The sequence below is a fragment of the Shouchella sp. JSM 1781072 genome (assembly GCF_041949915.1).
GTDB lineage: Bacteria > Bacillota > Bacilli > Bacillales > Bacillaceae_D > Shouchella.
On record NZ_JBHFQE010000003.1, the window covers coordinates 476,761 to 490,527 of the forward strand.

19 protein-coding genes are annotated in these 13,767 nt (G+C 39.8%); 7 read left to right on the plus strand and 12 right to left on the minus strand.

From position 1 onward, the window contains the following. Nucleotides 1-89: 89 nt before the first annotated feature. The 4 genes from ACE1TH_RS16340 to ACE1TH_RS16355 all read right to left on the minus strand — a co-directional run bounded on the left by ACE1TH_RS16340 (nucleotide 90) and on the right by ACE1TH_RS16355 (nucleotide 2,797). Nucleotides 90-908, minus strand: coding sequence for an STAS domain-containing protein (locus ACE1TH_RS16340; protein WP_099304332.1), 819 nt, complete (start codon nucleotides 906-908; stop codon nucleotides 90-92). Nucleotides 909-1,033: 125 nt separating this feature from the next. Then, complete coding sequence (locus ACE1TH_RS16345; protein ID WP_099304334.1) at nucleotides 1,034-1,501, minus strand: helix-turn-helix domain-containing protein; 468 nt, start codon at nucleotides 1,499-1,501, stop codon at nucleotides 1,034-1,036. A 58-nt stretch (nucleotides 1,502-1,559) separates the two neighbouring features. Then, nucleotides 1,560-1,763 carry a hypothetical protein gene (locus tag ACE1TH_RS16350; RefSeq protein WP_099304336.1) on the minus strand — a complete coding sequence of 68 codons (204 nt, stop codon included), beginning with the start codon at nucleotides 1,761-1,763 and terminating at the stop codon, nucleotides 1,560-1,562. A 167-nt stretch (nucleotides 1,764-1,930) separates the two neighbouring features. Then, complete coding sequence (locus tag ACE1TH_RS16355) at nucleotides 1,931-2,797, minus strand: helix-turn-helix transcriptional regulator (RefSeq protein ID WP_255224158.1); 867 nt, start codon at nucleotides 2,795-2,797, stop codon at nucleotides 1,931-1,933. 136 nt (nucleotides 2,798-2,933) lie between these two features. On the opposite strand from ACE1TH_RS16355, the gene ACE1TH_RS16360 reads away from it, so the two are divergent. Continuing rightward, nucleotides 2,934-3,548 carry a DUF1541 domain-containing protein gene (locus ACE1TH_RS16360; protein ID WP_099304338.1) on the plus strand — a complete coding sequence of 205 codons (615 nt, stop codon included), beginning with the start codon at nucleotides 2,934-2,936 and terminating at the stop codon, nucleotides 3,546-3,548. 50 nt (nucleotides 3,549-3,598) lie between these two features. On the opposite strand, the gene ACE1TH_RS16365 is transcribed toward ACE1TH_RS16360, so the two are convergent. The 3 genes from ACE1TH_RS16365 to ACE1TH_RS16375 form a co-directional block, all read right to left on the minus strand. Further along, nucleotides 3,599-3,730: a hypothetical protein gene (locus ACE1TH_RS16365; RefSeq protein ID WP_255224159.1), complete on the minus strand. Its 132-nt coding sequence runs from the start codon at nucleotides 3,728-3,730 to the stop codon at nucleotides 3,599-3,601. 182 nt (nucleotides 3,731-3,912) lie between these two features. Beyond that, nucleotides 3,913-4,215, minus strand: coding sequence for a hypothetical protein (locus ACE1TH_RS16370; RefSeq protein WP_375079560.1), 303 nt, complete (start codon nucleotides 4,213-4,215; stop codon nucleotides 3,913-3,915). A gap of 80 nt (nucleotides 4,216-4,295) precedes the next feature. Beyond that, entirely contained in the window at nucleotides 4,296-5,681 is a 1,386-nt protein-coding gene (locus ACE1TH_RS16375; RefSeq protein WP_375079561.1) for a catalase, read from the minus strand. A 134-nt stretch (nucleotides 5,682-5,815) separates the two neighbouring features. On the opposite strand from ACE1TH_RS16375, the gene ACE1TH_RS16380 reads away from it, so the two are divergent. Beyond that, complete coding sequence (locus ACE1TH_RS16380) at nucleotides 5,816-6,160, plus strand: DMT family transporter (protein ID WP_218014800.1); 345 nt, start codon at nucleotides 5,816-5,818, stop codon at nucleotides 6,158-6,160. Next, on the plus strand, nucleotides 6,160-6,474 hold the full coding sequence (locus tag ACE1TH_RS16385) for a DMT family transporter (protein WP_176554435.1): 315 nt from the start codon (nucleotides 6,160-6,162) through the stop codon (nucleotides 6,472-6,474). The genes ACE1TH_RS16380 and ACE1TH_RS16385 overlap by 1 nt, the downstream gene beginning before the upstream one ends. 17 nt (nucleotides 6,475-6,491) lie before the next feature. Here the strand turns inward: ACE1TH_RS16385 and ACE1TH_RS16390 are convergent, their stop codons facing one another. The 3 genes from ACE1TH_RS16390 to ACE1TH_RS16400 all read right to left on the minus strand — a co-directional run bounded on the left by ACE1TH_RS16390 (nucleotide 6,492) and on the right by ACE1TH_RS16400 (nucleotide 7,960). Then, nucleotides 6,492-6,974 carry a GNAT family N-acetyltransferase gene (locus ACE1TH_RS16390; RefSeq protein WP_255224161.1) on the minus strand — a complete coding sequence of 161 codons (483 nt, stop codon included), beginning with the start codon at nucleotides 6,972-6,974 and terminating at the stop codon, nucleotides 6,492-6,494. A gap of 70 nt (nucleotides 6,975-7,044) precedes the next feature. Beyond that, entirely contained in the window at nucleotides 7,045-7,752 is a 708-nt protein-coding gene (locus ACE1TH_RS16395) for a nucleotidyltransferase domain-containing protein (RefSeq protein WP_255224162.1), read from the minus strand. 55 nt (nucleotides 7,753-7,807) lie between these two features. Further along, nucleotides 7,808-7,960 (minus strand): hypothetical protein, encoded by a 153-nt coding sequence (locus ACE1TH_RS16400; RefSeq protein ID WP_176554431.1) that lies wholly within the window; start codon nucleotides 7,958-7,960, stop codon nucleotides 7,808-7,810. Between the two features lie 284 nt (nucleotides 7,961-8,244). On the opposite strand from ACE1TH_RS16400, the gene ACE1TH_RS16405 reads away from it, so the two are divergent. Both ACE1TH_RS16405 and ACE1TH_RS16410 read left to right on the plus strand, forming a co-directional pair. Then, a complete protein-coding gene (locus tag ACE1TH_RS16405; RefSeq protein WP_099304350.1) occupies nucleotides 8,245-8,913 on the plus strand; it encodes a potassium channel family protein in 669 nt (222 codons plus the stop codon). A 14-nt stretch (nucleotides 8,914-8,927) separates the two neighbouring features. Next, nucleotides 8,928-10,232: a TrkH family potassium uptake protein gene (locus tag ACE1TH_RS16410; protein ID WP_375079675.1), complete on the plus strand. Its 1,305-nt coding sequence runs from the start codon at nucleotides 8,928-8,930 to the stop codon at nucleotides 10,230-10,232. A gap of 38 nt (nucleotides 10,233-10,270) precedes the next feature. On the opposite strand, the gene ytvI is transcribed toward ACE1TH_RS16410, so the two are convergent. Beyond that, nucleotides 10,271-11,317, minus strand: a complete 1,047-nt coding sequence (ytvI, locus tag ACE1TH_RS16415; protein ID WP_255224163.1) for a sporulation integral membrane protein YtvI — start codon at nucleotides 11,315-11,317, stop codon at nucleotides 10,271-10,273. 199 nt (nucleotides 11,318-11,516) lie between these two features. Between ytvI and ACE1TH_RS16420 the strand changes: the two genes are divergently transcribed. Together ACE1TH_RS16420 and ACE1TH_RS16425 are read left to right on the plus strand one after the other, a co-directional pair. Continuing rightward, nucleotides 11,517-11,693, plus strand: a complete 177-nt coding sequence (locus ACE1TH_RS16420) for a hypothetical protein (RefSeq protein ID WP_375079562.1) — start codon at nucleotides 11,517-11,519, stop codon at nucleotides 11,691-11,693. Nucleotides 11,694-11,816: 123 nt separating this feature from the next. Continuing rightward, on the plus strand, nucleotides 11,817-12,464 hold the full coding sequence (locus ACE1TH_RS16425; protein ID WP_099304352.1) for a GDSL-type esterase/lipase family protein: 648 nt from the start codon (nucleotides 11,817-11,819) through the stop codon (nucleotides 12,462-12,464). 24 nt (nucleotides 12,465-12,488) lie between these two features. Here the strand turns inward: ACE1TH_RS16425 and ACE1TH_RS16430 are convergent, their stop codons facing one another. After that, entirely contained in the window at nucleotides 12,489-13,742 is a 1,254-nt protein-coding gene (locus tag ACE1TH_RS16430) for an acyl-CoA thioesterase/BAAT N-terminal domain-containing protein (RefSeq protein ID WP_176554437.1), read from the minus strand. Nucleotides 13,743-13,767: the final 25 nt, after the last annotated feature.

Sequence of the window (13,767 nt, forward strand, 5' to 3'; positions counted from 1 at the left end):
TACTACGAGATTCATCCACATCAAAAAAAGGGCAAAAAACGAAGATATCAGCGTATTCTTCATCTTTTTACCCTATCTTTTTCACAAACTTATTGGCCAATTGAAACTGTACCAAATGCTTGTTTTAACGACGTATATATTTTTAAATCAACTTTTATTCCAAGTGAAACCATTGTTTGTGCAATTTCAGGACGGACGCCACTAATCATTGTTTCGATGCCAACAAGCTTTAACGCATCGACCACTTTAAAAATTTGTGCAGCAACCATCGTATCAATGACACTCACACCAGATAAATCAAGGATGATATACTTAAGGCCCAATTGAGAGCCTTTATCTAAAGCATTCGTCATCAAATATTGCGCTCGTTTTGTATCAATTTCACCGATAATTGGAATAATCCCAACCTCGTCTGTTAATTGAACAAGCGGGACCGATAACTCATCAATTGCATATTTCGCCACTTCAATATTGTTTGCGAAATCCCTCATATAGGTTTGACTGACTTTCTGAGTTGCCAAATCAACAATTTGGTTGAATTTCGAAATCACGTCATACAAATGATTAAACGTAAATCCTTCTTTTTCGGCTTCATTTTTAACAATTTCGCCGATACGATCACGGTAATACGTAATCTCTGTTAACGCGACATCTAAATCTAGGTCGAGTGAAACAAGCAAGCCTGCAACAGCTTCACCCCACTTTTCTATCGCTTTCTCAGAGTCTTCTTTATCCTTTAAAAATGAGTTTGCATAAACTTCAATTAGCTCATGTCTCCACGGCTTAAGCTTCGAAATTAATGTCGCTTCATCCATATGATCATATGACGGAGGCATACTCGCGAGTGAAACCTTTTCATCCAAAATTACATCGGTAATTGGTTTTAAATAGTCTTTGGATTTGATCATTTTTATATCTTCTCCTGCATTTTAATTCTTTTAATAGCTAAATCTTACTATACCACAGTGTGACATAAATTTTGCAGTCATAACTTTCCTGATCTAATTTTCTGACTTCGTATCCTCCGTGCAGGTTATCTTTTCTCAAAGCGATCTTTTGCCAGTTGATCTAATGTTTCAAACGCTGTTTCCTTATTAAATGTACTTTTTAGACGGTAATCCAAATCATCTATAATTCGATAGTGCTGACTAATCACATTTTGTTGGAGCTTGTATCTCCCAAGTGATTTTATATTTTTCCACCAAATTTTACCGCCTTTTGTTTTCGAACGAATAATCTTTTCTTGCTCATCACTTAGCAACTTAATAACTTCTAGAGGATCTCCACCAAATAACCGTTCCAGCACTTCACTCTCTTGAAAAATCGCACAAATAGCGCACACAAGTGTCCAGTCGGCTCGGGTTTGACCAGATTCAAGTTGGGCGACAATCTTTTTTGTTATTCCAAGCGCATTTGCTAACTGATTTTCCGATAGCTGGCTTTCTTTTCTAATTGCACGGACATTTCTAGATACAACAATCATCGCATGATTACGATCCATCCTCGCCACTCCACTTTTTTATCATCTTACTCTAATTTAAATTATCTGACTATACTTTTTACGTTATTTGTCCATTCTTTTTTAGTGTATGAATTAAGGAACGAATGACTGTATCAACTGTATGTAAATCGACATGTCCATTATGATCAAATTCAATTTTTGCAAACGACTTTATTAATGGAGATTGCTTGGAAACAGAAATAAACCTTCCTGCTTCTTTTAATTTAATCAACTTTCTAACGTCTTCCTCCAGCGTATGCAACCCCTACACCTCCTAGCCTTATCATGAATACCCTTTCCATCCCAATTGTACACTCGTTTTACAGTTTACCTTTTCTTTTCCATTTATGCGAAAGACTTTTGTAGCAAATGGATAATGTTAACTAAAAAGAAACACGGCTACTAAAATGCGCGTGTTCTCTGGTATCTTTAATCATCAAAAGAGAGATTTTGGGGTTCCAATTTTATTTCTGAATGCCAATTTAAATTTGTTGTCGGTACAAGCTTACTTGCTTCTTGAAACGATAGGCTCCCTAACCAAGCTTGACCTGGACCAGATAGATTTAAGCCGAATGCAATTAATTCACTCTCTTCAGGTATATCTAGCACCACACTATAAATATTCCAGTCCGTATCACCTGAAATCTTCCGATTAAACATATTATCAAATTGCAGTACGTCTAATTGCTTGTTCTCAACTCGCATCCAGAGACCACAATATTCTTCAATTCCATTTGTTTTTATAAATCCAGATAGTTTCATACGTTTCCCACGATATTTTTCAGCTCTAAATTGCTGCATTAACGTTACAAATCCACCATTTAGCTTTACAGTATTTGCTTTGATGTAAGCCGACTGTTTACCTTGATGAACATTTTTTGTGTCTAGCCCTACTTCATAATTTTGAGGTTCATCCCCAGCAAGAATCCATCCTTTAATTGGCGTTACTTCCATTGTTCTGTCCTCTTTTCTAATATGGTTTAGTAAAGAACGATATCGTCCAGGTGGTAATCCATACACTTTTTTAAATGCTCTTGTAAATGCTTCTTGGCTGTCAAAACCTATAAGTAAAGCAATATCAAGAATTCTCTTTCGTGTATGAATCAGTAAATACGAGGCTTGAGCCAATCGCCTTTTCCGGACATACTCATTAACTGTCATTTGAAACGTTTGTTGAAATTTCTTTTGAAAATGGAATGGGGAATAACCGAGCCTGTTCGCCATCAATTTAATATTCAAAGACTCTTTTATTCGCTTTTCTATATCCTCAATACAAACCTGTGAAAAATTGGACATTACTTCACCTCCATATATCTATATCTTACACCTCAACTATTCTTTCTTTTTGATCTATATTGCTTTCTTTAAAAAAAGAGCATGCTTTTTTCTAGAATGGAGAATCTAAGGAAAATAGTAGGAAGGAGATGAGCATGTGCTCACAAAACGATTGATAAGACAAACGATCATCTTCAGTGTCGGTGTCATTCTTTTTTCTGGTTGTGGCGTTCATCAAAATGGTGGAAAGCCTCACCCGCTTAAAGAACATACAGATCAGTTCCAATCCCTTCATCAGCCGTCAGACCGGCGCGATGTTGGTGACGTCGGTTACCATTATACCGATCGTGTACCAGAACAACTTGCCGTTGCGGACGAACCTGCATTTCCTATTGGTTCAAAAGCAATAATCAAGTCCGATGAGTTACCAGGTATGCAGTATGCCGTTGCCACCATTAAAGGTGCTTACGATACAACCGCTTATGAAATTCAATATACGCTGGCAGACGGGTCTGATCAGATGACTTATAAATGGGTACTTGCGGAAGAATTTCTAGAATTTCGCGATGAACCGTTTAAAAACGGTGAGTTGGTTCAAGTGGATCCTGATGCTCTTCCAGACTTAAATGGTGCGAATGTCCAAATTGTTGATCACCAAGAGACCACTGTATACATGGTTGATTTTATTTCTACCTCCAAAGAAGAGATCGAGAACTTTAAGTGGGTTTCAGAAGAGGATCTACAGCCACTTACGCAGAAGCGCGTAGACTAATTTGCATTAAAAAAATAGAATCTCCATGGTTGATCACGGAGATTCTTTCTTTACGATTGCTTGCGATTAAAATAACGAATTCCTGAAATCAGAAATGTCACGACAAGTCCGCCCAGTCCAAAGAGAACGACAAACGTTAGAACTTGAAAAATGGCTGTTCCCCAATTCATCATGTCAAACATATAAATCCTCTCCTTTTCTTACCTCCAGTGTAACATAAATTGTAATAATTATAAAATTTAGTCAAGTTAGTTTGAATTAGCACCTTATTTACATGAACCATTAATACTTAAAGCAGACTATCCGTTCCAACTGGGTACGCTAGATTTCTCCTATACCCCGATGAAACGGGAAAGCGTTCATTTTATAAACGTTCATTATGAATTTCTTCGTCTGTCTGCAGATCAACAATAATAACCCGTTGCTCTGATTTTATAAATACACTTTTATATTGTTCAATCCCTTGCTCATCAATAAATAAAATCACTCGGGTTCCATCATTATCCGTATCAATGTTGACTTCGTACTCATTGCCCTGAATTTCCTCGTTAACCGTCATGTATTCAGGGAATGAAGCCCATTCATATTGATCTAGAGCCTGACCACTGCATCCTGTTAACGTTAGTACAATAAGAATCATACTCATGACGTATATTCTTGCTGTCATTCTTTGCCCTCACTTTTTTTGATCTATGTATAGTTTACCCGTAAATGAGACGAAAAAAAACACAAGTATTTAACTTGTGTTTATGCTTGCATCGCATTCTTTATTCGATTGGCTAAGTCCGTTGACACTTTATTCAACTCATTGATTACAACGGTCTGAACATCTCCTGCCACACTTTTAAGTTGAGACCCGATATTGTCCACCAAATCAGCTTTTTCTTGAGGTGGTAATGCTTCATAGAACATGCGCGGTTGAGCATAATCATCTTGCTTTTCTAAATCCGAACGTTGCAAAACGCCTTCTACATAACGACCATCGCCACTCGTTACGAGATTTCCCGGTGACCAATCTTTTTGATGATTCACAGGGACTTTACGAAATTCCGGACCAATTCGATAACGCTGAGAGTCCCAATAAATATTCGCTCTCCCTTGGAGCATCTTATCATCTGAGAGCTCTACACCATCGAGCAAATGACTAGTAGAAAAAGCTGCTTTTTCTACTTGCTCCATATAGTTATCTGGATTTTTATTTAATGTCATTTTTCCAATGGGCATGAACGGAAACTGCTTCTCATCCCAAATTTTTGTGTCGTCTAGCGGATCATAGGGCAACTGGTCCGCCGCCTCCATATCCATGACTTGAACGTATAATCCGTATTCTACGACTCCGCCACCTGCAATTGTATCGTATAAATCTTGACCGGCACTATCAGGTTGCTCTCCAGCTAATGTCACTGCTTCTTGATTGCGAATATATTGTTCTCCAGCAAACGGAAACCAAGCAAGCTTAATGTAGCGACGTTCTCCTTGATTGTTTTTCCACACATATGTATTGACGCTATGTCCTGGTATGTGGCGCAAGCTCTTCACTGTTCCCATGTTGGAGTAAACGCGTAAGACAAAATGAAGGGATTCAGGCGCACGCGCCACAAAGCTCCAAAAACGATCGGGATCAATGAGATTGTTTTTCGGTGAAGGCAAAAATGCTTTAATTGCTTCCGGGAAACGAATTGTATCCCTTACGGAAAACACAGGGATATGGTTGCAGACTAAATCATAAATCCCTTCATTCGTATAAAATTTCGTTGAAAAACCCCGAACATTTCTTGACGTGTCTGGCGTTCCTTTTGTACTTACCGCCAAGGAAAACCGAACGAACACAGGCACCTGTGTTCCAGGCTGTTGCATAAATGACAGAGATGTATAGGGTGACATGGAATAATACGTTTCAAAATAACCAAAAGCACCAGACCCTTTAACATGAACAGGTCGCTCGGTAATCTTTTCATGGATAAAGGTTTGAAGCGTTTCGTGCTCAATGTTGTCTTGCTTGAGAATAGGTCCTCGTTTGCCGACTGTTTGAGAATGTAACCTTGCGGGCTGATCCTGGTCCCATTTATGTAAATCACGATACGACCCATGTGGCGGGGGAAAAGTCTGATGGCTTCCCTCTTGATGATTCATTTGAACACACCTCTCCAAGTTAATAGCCTTCATCTATATTTATGTGGTTCTTCTGTTTTTAACCCTTTTCCAATCGTTTATTTCTGACAATTCCTACTTTCAATGATAGGGTAAGAATAGAAAGGAGTGCTGACATGAAAAACGTGATCTTACTCTTTCTTGCCATTGGAATTGAAGTGTTGGGTACAATGTTTATGAATCAATCAAATGGATTCACTCAATGGTTACCATCTATCATGGTTTTCATCTGCTATTTAACCGCACTTGTTTTATGCATTTATCTCCTTAAAGAGCTAGAAGTTGGATTAGTGAATGCCCTATGGTCTGGTTTAGGCACATTTGCTGTTGTCTTATTAGGTATTTTGTTTTTAAATGAATCTGTCTCATTATTGAAAGCGCTTGGAATGATTTTCGTAATCGTTGGTGTTGTACTTTTAAATCTCCACAATCATTTCCACCAAAAAAGGAGTGTCGTGTAGTGGGCTATATTTTTTTAGGAACGGCGATACTCTTTTCTGTTATTGGTAACTTATTTATGAAGCTGTCTCGAGGATTTAAAGAAACAGCACCTACTGTTTTAGCTGTTCTTTCGTATATTGTTGTGACGATCGCTTTGACCTTTTCAATTCAATACATGGAAGTCGGCGTTGCTTATGCGGTTTGGTCTGGTACAACCATTCTCCTCGTGGCCTTAATTGGCATTTTATTTTTAAAAGAATCAAGAGGGTGGTTAAAATATGTATCGCTACTGTTGATTTCACTCGGTGTGGTTCTACTTCAGGTAGCCAATTGAAAAAACGAAAGCGCCTCTCACGCTTTCGTTAACTCATTCCATGTATAAGTAAGCAGCACATTTCCTGCACCATACTCAGGCACGTCGGTTCTCTTTTTCAAACTTGCTCCCATTTTCTCGTAAAATAATTTACTGTTATTTGCTTCTAAAACAGCAACAGAAGCTTCTTGATGATTGAGATCCACTAGATCTTTAAACAAAGCCTTAAGTCGTGCTTTTCCTCCGCCTTTTCCTTGATAGTCTTTTAGAATATATAGCGTTAGCACGTTAGCCGTTGACTTCGTGGCACTCGCAAAGCCGACAACATCTTCATTCTGTTCATAGACATAAATGAGCTGTTCACGGTCATTTAAATGCCGCTTCCACAGTGTCGTACGACCTTCAATACTCATTCGTGCCAGAATCTCTTCTTTTATAATTCCCGTGTAAGTGGTCAGCCACGCATGCACATGAACTGTGGCGATGCCTTGAGCATCTTCGAGTTGTGCCAATCGAATCATCACATTCCCCCCTTAAAACAACCTTTTTACCCATTCCACTTTATTAAGGAGATTCCTGTTCACGATTTCATTAAGTTTTTCCAATTGAGAATCCAGCAAACATCGGTCCACCAGTATCTTCAAGTGCTTGCTCAACGAGTGCGACTACCTTTTTCACATCTCCTGTTTGATAGAAGTGCTGAAAGGAATGAAAGAAACATTTCGCATAGTCTGAATCATATGCCTGCAAACTTCGATAGAGCCATTTTGAGCGCCCCATCCATTGCTGATTCATTCGTAGAACAAATTCTCCTAGCTGTTCCATTAAATGATTCACAATAAACCATAATTCTTCATTCCTCGTTGCCCCTCGTAAATCATCCAGCGTATCTGTTAAAAAATAGCGCTTTTCCACTTGAGTTTGCGTTGACCATGGCGGCGGCCCTTCCGACAATATCGCCTGGGCTTCTGTTTTAATTTGTTGATAAAACGGGCGATTTTCCTCAATAAGAACACGTCCCTGCGCAACCATTCGTGGCATGGAAGGAATACCGTTCTCTTGATCCGCTGTAAAAATGGTCCGATAAGACGTAAAAGAGTGAACAAATAGCTCAATTGGCCAATTGCCCTCGTAAAACGACTCTCGAAACGACGAAGTGACACTTTGATCAAACACAACAATGTCTAAATCAGATGTAGCGGTTTGTTCATTTCTTGATACACTGCCTGCAAGTAAAGCAAGATCACACGAAGGAAACCGATCAGCTACAATCGTTTTTGCACATTCATCTACAGTCATTTACACCCCACCACCCCACGATAGCGATTACATTTATATGTAAAAAAACACGCCGTTATTTCGAGTGTTCTTTCTTATTTAATCCTTTTTCAATGAGCTGATAGACCGCTTTAGAAAAGGTCGATATATTTTGTTCGTTTTGATAGTTTTTTACCCTTCGAACAATTTCTTCAGGAAACTTAATTAATTTCGGTATGCGATTCAACATCTGCATCTCCCCTGCATCCTATTCGCTCTAATATAGGAGATCATAGTGGTTTCCAAATTCATTGTCAATACTTGTTTTTTTCCTGTCTCTCGGTGCGTATCTTATAAATATGAAGGAACTTTTTTATTCTTTTTTTGTAAATAAAAAAAGGTTTGACTTTCATGATTTTGAGGCGTAAGTTGTTGGCTAGAATCAAGACGTTATTCTTTAATTTGCTACGTTGATGTGGCCACATCGCAAAGTACGACTGCTCATGATGAAAGACATTCGAAAGGAAGAAACCCATGCGACACGCAAAAAAGTCATGTATCGTTATTGGATTAGGAACGTTTGGAAAAAGCATTTGCGAAGAGCTTATTCGCCTTGGACATGAAGTTTTAGCGGTTGATCGCAACATTCATAAAGTGGAGGATGTTCGCGACATCGTTTCTCAGAGCGTTTGTTTAGATGCTACAGAAGAACGTGATTTAAAAACGTTAGGATTAAATCAGTTTGACATTGGTGTCGTTGCGATTGGCTCAAGTATTCAAGCGAGTATTTTAGCCGCAGTAAACTTAAAGGAATTTGATGTACCGACCGTTTGGGCAAAAGCAGAAACCCCACATCATCGATTACTACTTGAACGGCTAAGCATCGATCATATTGTCTTACCCGAAGTGGATATGGGTGTCCGCATCGCTCAGAATATGGTTTCTTCCTCATTTGTGGACCGCATTGCATTGTCCAATCAATATAGCATTGCGGAGCTTGTAGCGGATCGACAAATTGCAAAAAAAACGATCGGTGAATTGGCATTTAAACAACGCTATCAGCTTAATTTAGTCGCTTTACAAACAAAAGATGATTTAAACATTACACCAATGGTAGACGACACTATTTTTGAAGGGGATTTATTGATTGTTCTTGGTAGAGACGAAGATATCGCTCGTTTCCAAGAGGCGGAATTTGCGTGAAACACATCCATTTGATGAAAGTAAACCCGCCTCAAGTGCTAGCGTTTGGTTTTCTCTTTGTCATTCTAATTGGTACGATTTCTCTTAAACTGCCGATTGCCTCTGAAGGGTCGCTTTCATGGACAGATGCTTTATTCACTGCGACATCTGCTACGACGGTGACAGGATTGGTTGTTGTTGATACAGGGAGCTTCTTCACAACATTCGGTCAGGTTGTGCTCATGATGCTCATGCAAGTTGGTGGGCTTGGCTTAATGACCTTTGCAGTTGTCATTGCGCTTCTTTTAGGGAAAAAGATCGGTCTTACAAGTCGACTGCTTGTTCAAGAATCGTTTAACCAACCTACCATTGGCGGTATGGTTTCCCTAGTAAAGCTTATTGTCATCTTCACGTTTACCGTTGAAGCCATCGCAATCATGCTGCTCGCCATTCGCTGGGTACCTGAATACGGCTGGCAAGAAGGTCTATTCGTTAGTACGTTTCACGCCATCTCAGCGTTTAACAACGCAGGCTTCTCCACATGGGCTGACAGTTTATCAGGCTATGTCGGTGACCCGCTTGTGAATCTCGTGATTACGTGCTTATTTATTATTGGTGGAATTGGCTTTGTTGTGCTGGCCGATATCTTGAAGCGTAAATCGTTTCGAAAGCTGCAGCTGCATACAAAGCTTATGCTTGTTGGAACACTTATTGTCAATAGCATTGCGATGCTTGTGATCTTTTTGTTAGAGTATCAAAATCCCGCCACCATTGGTACGTTTTCATTAACCGATCAACTATGGGCGTCTTATTTTCAAGCAGTGACACCGCGAACAGCAGGTTTTAATTCCATTGATATTGGCTCAATGAATGAAGGAAGTCTCCTCTTTATGATCTTGCTCATGTTTATAGGCGCCGGAAGTGCCTCAACAGGTAGTGGCATCAAATTAACGACGTTCCTAGTCATTCTTATTGCGATGTACACGTATTTAAAAGGCAGAAAAGAAGCCGTGGCTTTTCAAGAAACCATTTCTAGCTCGATTATTCATCGAGCGTTAGCCATTACAACGATAAGCGCATTACTCGTTTTCGGCTGTGTCTTTCTTCTTACAATTACTGAACAAACGCCGTTTTTAGCCACGCTATTTGAAGCAGTATCTGCTTTTGGTACGGTTGGTTTGTCGATGGGAATCACCGCGAATTTAAGTGAACCTGGGAAATGGATCATCATGATGCTCATGTTCGCAGGTCGAATCGGTCCAGTCACTCTTGCTTTTGCCCTTGCAAAAACAGAATCATCGACCATTCAATACAAAAAAGGAAACGTCATTACAGGATAAGTAAAAAGGAGTAAAGCGTCCTATCCACGCTTTACTCCTTATATTTTGCCTTTCATTCGAATCATCCCAGCCTCTTTAGCTGATGTAAACGCAATCACAAGTAACGGTCCAAGAAATAAACCCATTACACCCAACAAACGAGCACCTAAGTACATGGAAATGAGCGTTAACAACGGCGACAAACCAATGTGTGTGCCCATCACTTTCGGCTCTACTGTTCTTCGGATAATAAGCAAAACAGCTGCTAGAACGAGAAGCTGTATGCCTAAAGTCATCTGCCCCATAAACATTTGATAAATAGCCCACGGTGCTAGAATAACAATCGACCCTATTAACGGGATAAAATCAATGATCCAAATAATAAGAGCCATGATTAGCGCAACCTCAGGAACAATAATAAATAAGCCAATTAACGATACGAGAAATATAGGGATACTCACAATAAATTGCGCTTTTAAAAAGCCGATTATGACGCCAGAAAATCGCTGCAGCATATAATGGACTTTTTGCTTCGTTTCACTCGTTAAATAGTGGTAGAATCCCGCTTGAATACGTGGAAGTTCTAATAAAAAGAGAAATAATGCGATAATAAAAACGAGAAATGAAATAAAATACCCAGGTATACTTGCCATCACACTTGTTGAAATGCCAATAACATCAATTTGACTCACGCTTGTACGTAAATTATCTAGCAAATGTGTCGTCTCGCTATTAATCGCGACAATCATCTCTTGTGGAAATTGTTCTGATAATGCTTCCAATGAAATTAACCAACCATTCCACGCTTCATTGATGTTTGTGATATACGTCGGCAACCGCTCTAAAAACAACGTTCCTTGAGCAATTACAACGGTTATAAGAAGATATCCTATCCCAAGTAAAAACACAAGGAATGCAGCAAATACAAGCAAAACAGCAATCATCCGATTCACCTTTACATACTTTATACAGAGTCGGACAAAAGGAGCTAAGCAAATGGCAGTAATAAACGCGACGATGAGGGGAAGAGAGACTGGTAGAATGAAATAACCTGCAACAATGAGGCCAATCGTACCAATTAGAAGAACAATAGATCTCTTTGACATATGACGACGACCTTTCTTCTTAAATGTAGTCATCAAGGGGATGTTTCCTTACTATTATGATAAAAACCTAGAAATTATTAATAGAAAACAACTTGCAAGCATCTACTAACCCAGCTGTTTTGTTGGAAAGGCTTTCTAGCGAAGTAGGTTTTGTGGTAGCCTTTTCTTACATCCTACCAACGATTGAGGTGGAACCAACATGTCTACACGTCGAATGATACTATTCGTTCCTACTGTGTTATTTATTATCTTAAATCTTATGCACCTACTTGGCGTCTGGTCTGCTGCTCCCTTTATTCAAGTTCTTTATTTCCTCATCATGATCACACTTATCTTTCAAGCTGGCGTAATGATTGGCAAACATACTGTAGATTAAGAAGAGCGGCCCTCATCCCTTGGCTCTGCTTTTATTTTCACATCTCTGCTTAATTAAGGACAATGGCCGTTGCCTCTTTCCTTCTATAGAGTAAACTATAGAAAGGAGGTGAATCGAACCCTCATGCATACGTATCTAGCCATAGGGGATTCACTTACAACAGCGGAAGGGTCTTCTAGCCAATCGGAAGACGCTCAAGGTTTTGTTCTCCCTTATTTACGACATTTAAAGACGGAATTAAGAGAGCCCATCCAGCTTAAAACACTTGTTCAGAACACGGCAACTGCACGCCAGCTATACTGGTTTGCATCGAATTATCAATATGAACAAACCATTTATGACGCAACCGTTATCACGATCACAATCGGTAGAAATGATTTTCTTGATGCGTTTGAAATCGCCAAGCTTACTAAATCGGATCGTACTCTTTCACAAACGGACGCGCTTACGTATCAAGCACTAGAAGCATTAATTCGATACATTGTTGAAATAAAAGAACATGCACGTCAACATTACTTTATCCGAATTTTCAATTTATATAATCCGTATCCTGAAGCTGATTTACTCGATGAAGTCATTCGCCGCTACAATCAAAAATTAATGAAGTTAGAAACGTACAAACAGGTTAAGATTATTAATGCCTATGATGCTTTTCAAACGAACACAGACACGTTGCTTGCAACCGATCATGAGCAACCGAATGATGCTGGCTATCAAACGTTGGTAGACGCATTAATTGAATCTGGCTTGTCACCACTAAAAAAACCGTAAAAGCAGCTGCAAATCAAACTGCTCTTACGGTTCATTTTTTAAATGTGTATGAAAAAATTGCACGGTTGTTTTCCATGACGCGATACTCGCTTTTGCCGTTTCTCTTCTTCTACCACCTTGAAACACTGTAGCGGAAATAGGTAGATACGGAATACCCATTTCGTGACCAGCTTCAGCAAAGAGCTGTTGGTGAATATGCGATTTTTGTTCTACATCATTCATTTGTTCAGCCGAAAACATTCCATCGTCTCTTCCAGCTAACAGTAGTGTTGGCTTGTTTGTGCGTTCGATCGGTATTTTCGCCTGAGGGTACGCATATGAATGCTCGTAAAGCGCGTCGTACCAAATTTTAAAAGGATTTTTCCCTTCAGAAAAAAGCCGTTTGCACAATAACGCTGTTTCAACTGGATTTTTTGGTGTTAAATAAGGAAGCGTTTGACCGTTGTAAAGCCATGCTGGTGGCAGGCACTCATCAGAAGACCATGGCACAATAGCCGACATGGAATACCTCATCCCATTTAACGCTACACACGCTGCAACGTCGTCTACATAAACACTGGACCAAAGCGCGAATTCGCCTCCACGGGAGGTTCCATGTATGCCGATCTTCTCGGTCGTTTCTTCCCTCTGATTTATCCATTTCACTGCCTGGTCCACAATAGAAAGGTCGATCCCTTCAAGCCGATTTGGTTTACCTTCCACACCAAAATAACCGAGGGCAAATGTATGAAATCCTTCTGAAGCAAGGGCAGCTGCAGCATATTCGTACACACCGCCCTCTGACCCGCCAACCACAATAATAGTTGGTTTGCTGATGCCTTCTTCAAAAAAATACGTTCCGATCAGACCAGCATCATGAACCGGTTGTCGTTTAATCTGTTCTGGATACCAATGACGTTGGAGTAAGACCGAATCAAGTCTTACTCCTGCTTGAACTAACGTCAGCGTATAACAGCGCGGATCAACTTTATTTGCATGATCGAGGGGCGGCGCTTTTGCTTCTGTGTCTTTTTTTCCCATTGACCAAAACAGACCCATTGAATCAGCTTCTGAATAGCTTCCCTTTAATGGCGCCACTTCAGCTGGTTGAATTTGCCCATTTTCATCCGCACGGAAAAGCGCTTTTGCTTGAAGCGTGTATGGATTTCTCCCCTGTACGACTTGTCTTTCTAGCACAAGTTCATATAATTGAGCTGCTTCCAATTCGAAAACGCTCCACTGGATTGCTTCCGTCACAAGCGAAACGGAGTCACCTGCTTTAATGTGTATTTTCCCCATGGTCATGCCTCCTGTTGTTCACACA